We start from the raw sequence: 12,859 nt of genomic DNA on the forward strand, positions 1-12,859 counted from the left end.
CCCAAATAAAAATTACAGAAGCAAGGTATGGCAAGGACAAAACCGATCGAACCAGACGCAGCAGGAGGTGACAAAACCGAGCAAATCCTGCAAGGTGCGATGCAAGAATTTTTAGCCCACGGCTACGCGGGCACGAGTATGGACAAGGTAGCGAAGACGGGAGGAGTTTCCAAAGCCACGGTTTACAGCTATTTTGCAGATAAAGAAGGATTATTCGCGGCCTTGGTACAGCGGCTGGCGCGAAAAAAAGTCCATTTTACAGTTCTGGATGAAGAACCGGCTGTAGCGCTGCGATTCGTTGCCACAAATGTATTGGATCAGGTGACCCAGGAACCTGAATTTCTCAATTTTGTGAGGTTAGTGATTGCGGAGTCGGGGCGTTTTCCCCAGTTAGCGCAGACATTTGTGAGAAACTTAGCTAAACCGGGTATCGATCGGCTAGCGGAATATTTGGCATCGCATCCAGAGTTAAAATTGCCCGATCCCGAGGCAACAGCGCGGATTTTTATTGGATCTTTGGTATATTTCCAGTTAACGCAGCATATGATGCACGGCAAAGAGATTCTGCCAATGGAGCGCGATCGACTGATCGACGGTCTGCTGCACTTGATTTTGTCGCCGCAGTCCAATTCCTAAAGTGCGATCGACAGAATCGAGGAATTTTATGTGAGAATTATCGCAGCCATAAAGAGCAAGATCGCTTTATGGCTGCGATCGCAGGTTTTAGTCAGGTGTTTTTCCTAACCTGTCCCTCAATTCCTCAGCCGATAACTGCGGTAGTTGTTCTACAAACAATGCCAATTCTGTCACCGGCAAAGCCAATAAATTAGTAACGGCTGTAGGCAGAAGATCGCCCAATTCAGGCGATCGCATTTGCAAGACACTTTCAGCTAACAATTTTACCGCTGCTTCCCGTCCAGCTTCATCAACGGTTAACATCGAGATTGCCAGCAACAGCACTGTAAATTCTGCCGCCGCCAACTTGGATATTGGAGATAGAAAAACAGTCATTTTGGGGCTTAATTCTCCGAATCTAACTCGCAGAAAGTTTTCTAAAATTAAGCGCTGTTGTTCTTGTCTGCCTCGTTCTAGTCCTTCTTCTCTAGCTTGTTGCTGTGCTGCTTGTATTTGTTGTTGAAAAAGTGGTGCAATGGCCATAATTAACTCCCGCTCTTCTGGCTCTAATTCTTGTGGCGCATCGGTTACTAAATTTGACTGTAACCGATACAGCAATTCTAGCGCGATAATCCGCAACGGATCGTCTGTTGCTAAAGCGCTCAATTGGGAAATAGCCCTTTGCTGCACTCCCCCTTTGCCTAAAATCCTCAACCACAGAGTTTCTGGAGTTTCTGGCAACTGGCGGATCGCCACAATTGCAGTTCGCAAAGATTCACCCAAAAAATAGATTCCCTGCATCCAATTCTCTGTGTCTGGTATCGCATTAAAGCTATCTACCAATGCTTTCGATGCTATGGGCATCAAAATCCACAGTTTGGGTAACTGAGCGTCCTCATAGCGAGTATTTTCTCTCCTAAATTTCCGTTCCAATTCACCTCGCACGTCCAATAACTTCCCCAGACAGCTACAAATTTCGCTGACGTTGGCAGGATTGCGAAACGGTTCAAAAATTGCAGTTGTGTTTGCCATTTTTCCCAACAATCCCAGGGTTTCTGAGTATGCGGGAATTGCGGTTCGGGGAGTAAAATAAACATCTATTTCTCGGACTTCGGAAGTCACATCGCGGCCGATATTAACCGTTCCGAGCGGCGACAGCAATTCCTCCAGGTATTCTTTGGCAAAAAGATCGTGAATAAATCGCGTCATAGAAATTATTTCAAACACTAAATAGATTTTTTAACCGTTTTCTCACCCATTCTACAGGATTTTCCTCCTCTTCTGCTGCATCTACTAATTCCATTTCTCGCAATAATTGCTGTCTCTCGCTTAGTTCTTCTTTGTGCTTGACTATTTCTTTAATAATCTGTTCCGATAAATCAGGTCGTTCCGTTAAAACTTTCTGGAAACCTTCTTTATTGATGGCAAACAAAATTGTTTCTTCTAAAGCTCTCACCGAAGCAGTTCTGGGGATTCCCAACATCAAAGAAAGTTCCCCAAAAAACTGACCAGTGCCGAGGTTATTCAGATGTTTGTCAATAGCTTCCACAAAAACTTCGACTGAACCTGAAAGAATCATGTAAAAAGCATCTCCAGGGTCGTTTTCGTGAAATAAAAATTCTTGCGGTCGCAGCCGTTTGCGGTACCCAACTTCAATCAATTGCCGCAATTCAAGATCGGTCAGGTTTTCAAAGTATTCCACCTCTCGCAGCAAACAACTAAGGGAAGATGGCTTTTTCACTCCCTCGCCAAAAAATTGCCGTTTTTGCTCATTTTCCGAGTAACTATTCGAGAGATCAATAGCAATTTCTTTTTTGTTAAATATTGACAACAAAACTTCGGGGTTTTGTAAATAAATTTCTCTGTCATTGAATGGAAATTCGATTTTTTGCTGGCGGAAATTGTATTCAATTGCAAAATTCAAAGAACTTTTAATTACTTCTCTTTCAGTCGGTCTGTCCGTCCAAACTAAAAGTTCAAATTTAAAACTATCATCACCAAATTCGACAAACAATACTTTTGGATTCGGTTCGTATAAAACTCCCGCTTCCGCGTAAGCAATATTTAACAGAGTTTCTGTAACTAACAGCGGGTTACTATTCTCCGCTACTTCTACGGGAACTCGCAGACACAGTAGCGAGTTTTCGTAACTCCAATTAACAATTTTGTTGCTAATCATTTTGCTGTTGGGAACTATGACGCTGGAGTCCTCAATGGTTTGGATGATTGTCGATCGAATCGAGATTTTTTTGACTATTCCCATTAATCCTTCTAATTCTACAAAGTCTCCGACTTTCACGGGTCTGTCTAAAAGCAGCGTTAAGCCGCTGACAAAATTAGTTGTTAAATCTTGGATGCCAAAGCCAATTCCGACTCCCAGCCCCCCCGCAACTACTGCAAAAGAAGCGAGGTTGAAGCCAATGCTTTGGATGGCGACTATCACCCCCAAAGCTACTATTAAGTAGCCAATAATTACTGCGATAGCTTCCCGATTTCCCTCGTCAATTCCCAGTCTGACAAGCAAGCTTTCCTTAAGAAAGTTGGTAAAAGAGCGTGCTATCACAAGGATAGCCATAAACAATACAATCAGTTCCACCAGTGACTGCAAAGATACAGGATTTTCACCTATTTTAAATAGGGTAGCGGTAAATATTTGCGAGATATGTGTGAATACTTCTTCTGGTATTGTATTTAATTTAAATTCAGGCTTTAAGGTTGTTTGTGTTGTCATTTTTCAAGGGGAGTAGTAAAAAATAAAGTCCTCAGTACCAAATGTAAAAATAAAATACTGAACTCGTAATCATAAATTTTAACCTATTTTTAGTGGCAAAAAAAGTGAAGTCGTTACAGAGAGATATGCTTCCTCATACTACGCAGTTATCCCTATTGCCAATTTTTTGGCTACCTGGTCTTCGCAGGCCTGCGGTTAGTGCGCCACTTTTTCGCGATCCAAGAGCAAACTCATCTATTATTAAAGCGATCGCTCTACTAACTTTAGTCAACATTAACTCGATTCGAGTTTATCATACCCTCCACTAATTTTTTTTTGAAGTCCCGTTATCAACTTAAGCAGGGATTATTGAATGACTCTTTAAGTGGACAAGTCAAATATGCAAGTATTACAATGACTTTAACTGGTGGGAGACATATTGCTATTAATCTGCTAGTTGCGTGCGTTTTGTGTATATCTAAGTGAAAATTTAACTGAATCTAGCTAAAATTGATAACGTTCCAAGAATACTTGGCACTCTACCTACCTGGAGGAAAAACTATAACTTAATCACATTTGTCAATCAGTAAAATTACTGAAAATACTTGCTTGTTCAGGAGTGGATAATTGGTGGTCTGGGGTTGGGTGGAAATAAATATCGCGCGATACATGATCGCTCGATCGCCCAAATCTAAATTCTCCACCCAAAACCTGAGTAAATACTGAGCATAATTGCTGATTGACAAACGCTTCCCTAGCTTAGGTTGTCACCAACGTTCTACCAATAGGATTGATTAGGAATAGAATTGATGAGCAATAGAACTGCTTGGCGATACATCCGAAGAATTAACTGAAATATTGTCGCAAGGTATACATATATCGCCGATTGAAAACCGAATGGTCGCCCTACTGAAGGTTTTCTTCAGTAACCAAATAGGAAACAAGGAAAACCTTGCGATCGCGCCATTGGAAAGAAGTTTTAGAATAATAGCTGAAATGCACGAGCCAAGATGAGCAAATTCCCACCAGAGAAAACCCAACCGCAACAGCAAGAGAGCACAACAGCACAGAGATTGCGACAGGCTCACTTCGACGCTTTTTTTGCAGGTGCCAACGCCGGACTGCTGATTTTTGACCGCCAACTCCGGTATGTCCAAATTAACGAAGTTTTGGCCCAGATGAATGGCGTTTGTGTGGCAGACCATATTGGTAGGTCAGTGCGTGAGGTGCTGCCAGAATTGGCTCCGACTGTGGAACCAATGCTGCAAGACATTCTGGATACGGGCAAGCCAATTCTTGACTATGAATTAGTGGGTGAAACACCGAAAGAACCGGGCATCGTGCGCTACTGGCAAGCATCTTACTATCCTTTGTTGGATGAAAATGGCTTGGTTTTTGGTCTTGGTGGGATTGTAATTGAAATTACCGATCGCAAGCGGGCAGAACAAAAGCAGGCACGACTGACGGCAATTTTGGAAGCAACTTCCGACTTAGTAGGAGTTTCTGATGCGGCTGGGCACAGCGTCTATCTCAACAAAGCCGGACAGGAAATGCTGGGGATATCCCCAGAGGAAGCACGATCGCCGTTTACTATAGATTCTGTATTAGCTCCCTCGGCAAAAGCAAAGTTCCACAACGAAATAATTCCCAGCGCCTTGCGAGAGGGGAGGTGTGCGGGTGAAATCCTATTTTTGTCACGCGATGGGGAAGAAATTCCAGTCTCCCAGGTTTTGATCGTCCACAAAACAGAAGCGGGCGAAGTAGAGTTTATTTCCACTATTGCGCGGGATATTCGCGATCGCAAAAAAGCAGAGGAAGAAAGGCAATTGCTCGCTACAACGATCGAGAATAGCCGTGACTTTATTGGCGTGGCCTCAATGGATGGTCGCCCGATGGTAGTGAATCAAGCTGGTCTGGATTTGGTGGGACTCAGTAGTTTGGAGGAAGCCAAAACCAAACACATTACCGACTTCTTCATGGCAGAAGATTTGGACTTGGTACAGCACTCTATTCTGCCTGCTGTAATGCAAGAGGGAAGTTGGCGGAGTGATTTCCGCTTCAGACATTTCCAGACAGGTCAACCCATCCTGGTAGATTACACCCTATTTTTGATTAAACATCCAGAGACTAATGAACCGGTAGGGATTGCGACTATTACGCGGGATATTCGCGATCGCAAAACCGCAGAAGATCTCCTCAAACAAAGTGAAGAACGATTTCGTTCTTGGATGGAAGCTAGCGCTCAAATTATTTGGAATACCAATGCTGAAGGCGAACTCGTTAGCGAACAACTCGCTTGGACTGCATTTACAGGACAGACATTTGATGATTACAAGGGATGGGGCTGGCTAGACACGTTCCACTCAGACGATCGCGCTCATGTTGCTAGCGTCTGGTCGGCTGCCTGTGCCAATGGCTCCCTCTATGAAGTTGAATTTCGTATGCGTCGCTATGACGGGGAATATCGCTACATGAGTTGTCGCGGTGTACCAATTCTGAACGCGGATGGTTCAATTCGGGAATGGGTTGGAGCTAATACAGATATTACCGATCGCAAACAAGCTGAAGAAGCTCTCCGCGAACAGCAAGCTGTGCTGCGCGATCGCAACCTCTTGCTGAGCTCTATTTTGGAAAGTACGCCAGACATCATTGTGGTTAAAGACCGGGAAGGCCGATATGTTGCCCTTAATTCCTTTGTGGCAAACTTATTATTTGACGGTAAACCCATAGAGGAGATTGTGGGTAAAGATGATTCGGAACTGATGCCCCCTGCTGCTGCCGTTCCAATAATGGCAAAAGACCGGGAGATTATAGAAACAGGTACTACTGAAACCTACGAAGAAGAAATTTCAAATGGTGAGACCAGCAATTATTTTTTAACCACAAAAGCCGCTTGGCGGGACGGTCAAGGCAATATTCTCGGTATTATCGCCATAGCGCGAAACATTAACGATCGCAAACAAGCTGAAGCCCAGATGCGCGATCGTAATGCACTGCTAAACTCAATTTTGGAAAGTACACCAGACTTCATTGTCGTTAAAGATCGGGAAGGGCGTCATGTTGCCCTTAACTCGAATTTGGCAAACTTCATAGGCAAGCCAATTGAGGAAATCATCGGCAAAGATGATTTGGAATTACTGCCGCCTGACAGTGCCCGTGCAATTATGGCGAAAGATCGCCAACTCATGGAAGCAGGAATCACTGAGAGTTACGAGGAAGATGTCTCTCAGGGTGAAACCACCGCGACCTTTTTCACTACCAAGGCTCCTTGGCGGGATGCTAAGGGCAATATCCTCGGCATCATCGCCACCACACGAGATATTAGCGATCGCAAACAAGCCGAAGATGCTCTAAAACAAAGCGAAGAACGCTATCGTTCGCTAATGGTTGCCACATCCCAAATCGTCTGGGCAACGGATGCTGAAGGAATAGGCACTGATCTACAGAGTTGGAGAGCTTACACCGGGCAAACTGAAGCTGAAGTGCTTGGTTTAGGCTGGTTAGATCCAATTTATCCGGACGATCGGGAACGAACGAGTCAGGCTTGGATGGAAGCAGTGCAAACGAAAAGCCTGTTTGATATAGAATATCGAATCCGGGGAACGGATGGAAACTATCGTTATTTTCAAGGTAGGGGAGTACCAATTGTGGATGAAAATGGCAACATCCGCGAGTGGGTTGGTACTTGCAATGATATCCACGATCGCAAACAAGCCGAAGATGCTATCAAACAAAGCGAAGAACGCTATCGATCGCTAATCCTTGCCATTTCCCAAATTGTCTGGACAACGGATGCTGAAGGAAGATGCCAGGATTCACCGAGTATGAGAGCTTACACCGGACAAAGGGAAGCTGAGGCGGTTGGTTTTGGCTGGTTAGATACAATCCACCCGGACGATCGCGAACGAACAGTTCAGGTGTGGATGGAAGCAGTGCAAACGAGAAGCCTGTTTGAGATGGAATATCGAATGCGCGGAACGGATGGAAACTATCGTTATTTCCAAGCTAGAGGGGTGCCACTTCTGGAAGAAGATGGCAGCCTCCGGGAGTGGGTTGGCACTTGTATCGATATCCACGATCGCAAACAAGCAGAATTCGTAATGGCAAAAGCCAAGGAAGCCGCAGAAGCAGCTAGTCGGGCTAAAAGTGAATTTCTTGCCAACATGAGCCATGAATTGCGGACTCCGCTGAATGGCATTATGGGCTACGCGCAGATTCTTCAGCGTTCCAAAGTCTTGAATGAAGAAGAGCGATCGCGCATTGATGTCATTTATCAGTGCGGTTCCCATTTACTGACCTTAATCAATGATATTCTCGATTTGTCGAAGATTGAAGCACAGAAAGTGGAACTCATGCCCACGGATTTTCATTTCCCGGCGTTCCTGCAAGGTGTCGCAGAAATGTGCCGTATCCGAGCTGAACTAAAGGGAATTCAGTTTCATTTTCCATCAAGCCCCGAACTCCCGATCGGTATTCGTGCGGATGAAAAACGCTTGCGACAAGTGTTAATTAATCTTTTAAGCAACGCTATTAAATTTACGGATAAGGGCACTGTTACTTTTATAGTCAGTTTTGCCACAGAAGAAAAAATTCGCTTTGAAATACGCGATACAGGTACCGGCATTGCACAAGATCAACTCCAAGCTATCTTTCAGCCCTTCGAGCAGGTAGGAGATCGCAGGCGGCAGACGGAAGGTACGGGATTGGGACTGGCAATTAGCAAAAGGATTGTAGAACTAATGGGCAGTACCATTCAGGTTAAAAGTGAGATGAATGTTGGCAGTATTTTTTGGTTTGATGTCAATCTATCTCAAGCCGATGAATGGGTAAAAACATCTCAAATTGACCATCGCGGGCAGATTATCGGCATCAAAGACCGCCAACCTAAGATTGTGGTTATTGATGACAAATGGGCTAACCGTTCGGTAATTAGCAATTTGCTCAGTCCGATCGGCTTTGAGGTGTCTGAAGCGAACGATGGGCAGGAAGGCTGGGAAAAAATTCTAGAGGTGCAGCCAGATTTAATCGTTACCGATTTATTAATGCCCGAACTAGATGGCTTCGAGCTAATTAAGCGGGTTCGAGAATCGGAAAATTTCAAAGACATCATCATTATTGTCTCTTCGGCCAGCGTATTTGAAACCGATCAATACAGAAGTTTAGAAGCAGGAGGCAACACTTTTATTCCCAAACCTGTTCAAGCCACGGAACTACTACAAAAATTGCAACAGTATCTTGATTTGGAATGGGTTTATGAAGCTAATGAAGATCCACTGGCGAGAGCCTCAGACACCAACGAACTAATTGCCCCGCCTGCTACAGAAATGGAAATGCTATACGAGCTGGCTATGAAAGGAAATTTCCTAGAGATAGTTAAGCAGGCGGTATTACTTGAATCAATAGACCCAAAATACATTCCCTTTGCTAAAATATTGCATCAGATGGCAAAGGACTTTCAAGACGAAGAGATTATAACGTTTATTCAGTCCTACAAGTAAGGTTTATGAATTCAGAAATTCAAGCAAACGGTACGATTCTTATAGTTGATGACAATTCAGCTAACTTAGGTGTATTATCTGATGCCTTAAGCCAAGCAGGATTTGAAGTTCGGGTTGCGAAATCTGGAAAAATGGCACTAGAGCGAGTTAAATATGCTCTACCAGATCTAATCTTACTAGATGTCATGATGCCGGAGATTGATGGATTTGAAACCTGTCGTCGATTACAGGCTAATCCAGAAACTAAACAGATTCCCGTTATATTTATGACGGCGCTCTCGGATACGGCTAATAAAGTTGAGGGGTTTAAGCTTGGGGCTGTAGATTATATTACCAAACCCTTCCAACAGGAGGAAGTATTAGCTCGGGTCAAGCTGCATTTAAAGCTTCATGTTCTAGCTGAAAAATTAGAAGAAAAAAATACCTTATTGGAGCAGAAAGTTTTAGAAGTTAGCCAAGCCTATGAAGATTTACAACAAATGCAACTTAAGTTAATCCAAAGCGAAAAAATGTCTGGCTTAGGGCAAATGGCCGCTGGGATTGCTCATGAAATAAACAACCCTATAAATTTCATTTCTGGTAATTTGGGTTATGCCCAAGAGTATGCTCATAACTTACTAAAAATTATACACCTCTATCAAGAAGATTATGTAAATCCTACCCCTCGGATTCAAGCAGCAATGGATGAAATAGAACTGGAATTTGTGGAGGAAGATTTTATAAAAGTTCTTAACTCAATCAACTTAGGAACGCAGCGCATCCAGGAAATTGTCAAGTCTATGCGAATCTTTTCTCGCCTAGATGAGGCAGAGGTGAAAGCTGTAAATATTCATGAAGGAATTGATAGTACACTCACCATCCTGCATCATCGTTTAAAAGCAAAACCAGAGCATCCTGAGATTGAACTAATAAAAAAGTACGGTCAGCTTCCACCAGTAGAATGCCATGCCGGACAATTAAATCAAGTGTTTATGAATATTATTTCCAATGCCATTGATGCTTTAGATGAATCTAATCAGCAGCGTTCCTTTGCAGAAATCAAACAACACCCGAACCGAATTGAAATTTCTACACAAGTAATTGATGAGAATTGGGTGGCTATTCATATTAGTGACAACGGTCGAGGAGTTTGCGAAACTTTAAAGCCGAAACTATTTGACCCTTTTTTTACTACCAAACCGATCGGTAAAGGAACTGGGTTGGGGTTATCTATCAGTTACCAAATTATCGTTGAAAAGCATGGGGGCAGATTATACTGCCAGCCTGGATTAGGAAAGGGAATAGAATTCGTCATTGAAATTCCAATTCGGCAGCAAGCTTGTAAAGCTGCTTAGTTTCCCGGTGCAATGTCTCTTATGAACTTTGGTTAATTTCTCGCCGATAGCGGGGACGACAAGGTGTTCCTGTACAAATAAAGCCTGCAGGCATATTTTTAAAGACGCTGCTGCGAGCTCCAATTAACGTATTTGCACCGATTTCGACACCTGGACCAATGAAGCAGTCGGCGGCAATCCAAACGCCGTTATTAATGATTACAGGTGCTGTTATTAAGCTAAAGGCTGGGTCTTGAGGGTCATGAGTGCCGGTGCAGAGGTAGCTTTTTTGAGAAATGACGCAGTGTTTGCCGATCGCTATTCGATCGAGACTGTACAATACAACATCATCTCCGATCCAACTGTAATCGCCGATTTCAACTTTCCAAGGATAGGTAAAACGAGCCGTGGGACGAATGAACGCACCCCGACCTATTTTTGCTCCAAATAACCGCAGCAAGCCGCTTCTGATGCCGTTAAAAGGGTGTGGAGTGAGGGGAAATGCGATCGCCTGCACGAACCACCAAAGCAAAATTAGCCAACCGGGCTTTCCCCGATCGAACTTTGATTGGTTGTACAGCCGCAAATCAACCCAAGATTCCCCTGTTAAACTATTTGGCTGGTTGTCTCTAATTGAACTATCCTTTATTTCAGGATTTGGGGAATTTGCGATCGGATTTTCCGGATATTGGTTCGGATTTGGTCTATAATCGGTCATTGATAGTTAATTTAATGTTTAATTTAAAATCGACTTTAACCTTAAGGACTGCTGCATGACATTTCTAATTAGGGAAAATTTTGACTCTGACAACGCCAAGGATATCGCACAATGCGAGAATATAAATCCCAGAATTGGCAAAGTGCGACTTTTACAAACAGCATTGGTACTGCTTAGCAGCTTTTTTGTAGCAGAGTTAATCGCCGCACTTAATTCTCATAGTTTGTCCCTATTAGCAGATGCGGGTCACGTCTTTTCAGATGTAGCAGCTTTAGCAATAACTTTGACAGCCACTTGGTACTCCTCAGTCAAACGCAAAAGTAAATCCGTAGATTGTACGATCGCACAATCGTCAATCCCTGAACGAGGAGAAATCATTGCTGCTTTAATTAATAGTATCAGTTTAGTGGCGATCGCCCTGTGGATAGCCTCCGAGTCGATCGCCCGTTTGCAGTCCCCAACTCCCGAAGTAGAAGGGCTCCCGATGTTAATTACCGCCATAGTTGGTTTAAGCATCAACTCGATTAATGCTTGTTGTTTGCATTCCTGCTGTCACGGTGACTTGAATCTCAAAAGCGCGTTTCTGCACGCAGTCGCCGACATATTTTCGTCGGTGGGAGTAATTTTAGCTGCGATCGCCGTCGCGTGGCTGCACTGGAATTGGGCTGACGGCTTAATTAGCTTGCTAGTATCAGCATCAATTATTTTATTAACTCTACCATTGCTAATCGAAAGCATCCAATTGCTGCTGGGCAAAGTATCAGCAATATCCGCAAGTCAACAGCCTTGTGATTGCGAAAAAGTGAGCGCAGAAAAATTGCTGTTCCCATCCCTAGAAGAACTTATTAAATGAAAATCCCTCAAGCCGCTCGGTAGGGTGTGGGTTTCCTAATTCCCAATTCCCAACTACCAATTCCTAATTCCCAATTCCCCCATGCCTCCAAAATATTAAGGCAATTTCACTTCTGTCTCCTGAGTTATAACTACTGGCGGCGACAGAGGCGGATCTGGTTCTGCCACATTCAACTGACCGCCACAACAACGCAACTCGTAAAGTTTTGCATTAATTTGATACTCATATTGACTCAATAACCTTGCATAAATATAGCCAGCTTTTCCATCCAAAAAGCCTAACTGAATGAAGTAAAATAAAATAAATCTGAGCATTGGTTTAAAAGGCAGCCACACCCAAACTTTTTTGAGAAATCGCTTTCGCTGTACGGCATCTCCAAATAGGTGAGCACCAATAGTGCCGCTGTCGTCGCGCCCTTCAATAATATTGTAATAAACCCGAGCTTCCCAATTAGAATAGCGGTTGTGCCGTTCTATCCAGTGAAATAAATCGCGATAATCCTCGTGGATCATGTCATTTTTTAAGTAGCCGACTTGACCGGCTAAAATGACGTGTTCGTGAACTTCGTTGTCGCCAGTATTGGGTACGGATTCAGTGCCGAGGTTTTCGTAACGTCCTTTTTGATGCTTGAACAAACGCAAATTCCAGTCGGGATATCGGCCGCCGTAACGCAGCCACTGGCCTAAAAAGAATACTTTGCGGTTTAGGTAGTAGCCGTCAAAATTGGGGTCTTCGATCGCCTGCGCGATTTCGTCCCAAAGTTCTGGGGGAATGCGCTCGTCGCAATCGACAATTAATACCCATTCGTTGCGAAAAGGCAGATTGTCCAATGACCAATTTTTCTTTTTCGGCCAGCGGTTGTCGAAGTAGAATTGCACTACTTTTGCGCCGGTGCTGATGGCAATTTCTACCGTGCGATCGCTGCTTTGGGAATCAACCATGAAAACTTCATCCGCCCTAGCAATGCTGGCCAGACACGCTGGTAGATTAAGTTCTTCGTCTTTTGCCGGAATGAGAACGGAAACCGGAATCTTGGATGAACTAGATGTCATAATCGAGTGCTTGAACCTGAATGCGGTCGAATTTTGGTGGATGAAGTGCGATCGGCACAGCCGCGCCAACGAGTTGAGCAGCGAGGGATATTGCCTATAG

Annotated in this window: 9 protein-coding genes; 5 read left to right on the forward strand and 4 right to left on the reverse strand. The window is 43.9% G+C overall.

Going from position 1 to position 12,859, the window contains the following annotated elements:
- Positions 1–27 precede the first annotated feature (27 nt).
- Positions 28–636 (forward strand): TetR/AcrR family transcriptional regulator, encoded by a 609-nt coding sequence (locus QUA53_RS01565; RefSeq protein ID WP_333094518.1) that lies wholly within the window; start codon positions 28–30, stop codon positions 634–636.
- An 87-nt stretch (positions 637–723) separates the two neighbouring features.
- On the opposite strand, the gene QUA53_RS01570 is transcribed toward QUA53_RS01565, so the two are convergent.
- Positions 724–1,824, reverse strand: coding sequence for a flagellar assembly protein H (locus tag QUA53_RS01570; protein WP_333094519.1), 1,101 nt, complete (start codon positions 1,822–1,824; stop codon positions 724–726).
- Between the two features lie 10 nt (positions 1,825–1,834).
- Positions 1,835–3,346 (reverse strand): mechanosensitive ion channel domain-containing protein, encoded by a 1,512-nt coding sequence (locus QUA53_RS01575; RefSeq protein WP_333094520.1) that lies wholly within the window; start codon positions 3,344–3,346, stop codon positions 1,835–1,837.
- Positions 3,347–4,335: 989 nt separating this feature from the next.
- Between QUA53_RS01575 and QUA53_RS01580 the strand changes: the two genes are divergently transcribed.
- Positions 4,336–8,823, forward strand: a complete 4,488-nt coding sequence (locus tag QUA53_RS01580) for a PAS domain S-box protein (RefSeq protein ID WP_333094522.1) — start codon at positions 4,336–4,338, stop codon at positions 8,821–8,823.
- Between the two features lie 5 nt (positions 8,824–8,828).
- Positions 8,829–10,157, forward strand: coding sequence for a response regulator (locus QUA53_RS01585; protein ID WP_333094524.1), 1,329 nt, complete (start codon positions 8,829–8,831; stop codon positions 10,155–10,157).
- Positions 10,158–10,176: 19 nt separating this feature from the next.
- Here QUA53_RS01585 and hpsU read toward each other — a convergent pair whose 3' ends face one another.
- Positions 10,177–10,854: a hormogonium polysaccharide biosynthesis acetyltransferase HpsU gene (gene hpsU / locus QUA53_RS01590; protein WP_333094526.1), complete on the reverse strand. Its 678-nt coding sequence runs from the start codon at positions 10,852–10,854 to the stop codon at positions 10,177–10,179.
- Positions 10,855–10,909: 55 nt separating this feature from the next.
- Between hpsU and QUA53_RS01595 the strand changes: the two genes are divergently transcribed.
- On the forward strand, positions 10,910–11,707 hold the full coding sequence (locus QUA53_RS01595; RefSeq protein ID WP_333094527.1) for a cation diffusion facilitator family transporter: 798 nt from the start codon (positions 10,910–10,912) through the stop codon (positions 11,705–11,707).
- A 95-nt stretch (positions 11,708–11,802) separates the two neighbouring features.
- Here QUA53_RS01595 and QUA53_RS01600 read toward each other — a convergent pair whose 3' ends face one another.
- On the reverse strand, positions 11,803–12,738 hold the full coding sequence (locus QUA53_RS01600) for a glycosyltransferase family 2 protein (protein WP_333094621.1): 936 nt from the start codon (positions 12,736–12,738) through the stop codon (positions 11,803–11,805).
- On the opposite strand from QUA53_RS01600, the gene QUA53_RS01605 reads away from it, so the two are divergent.
- Positions 12,647–12,859 carry a hypothetical protein gene (locus tag QUA53_RS01605; protein ID WP_333094623.1) on the forward strand — a complete coding sequence of 71 codons (213 nt, stop codon included), beginning with the start codon at positions 12,647–12,649 and terminating at the stop codon, positions 12,857–12,859. The genes QUA53_RS01600 and QUA53_RS01605 overlap by 92 nt on opposite strands.

The organism is Microcoleus sp. Pol12B3, assembly GCF_036701355.1.
In the GTDB taxonomy this organism is placed as follows: Bacteria; Cyanobacteriota; Cyanobacteriia; order Cyanobacteriales; family Microcoleaceae; genus Microcoleus.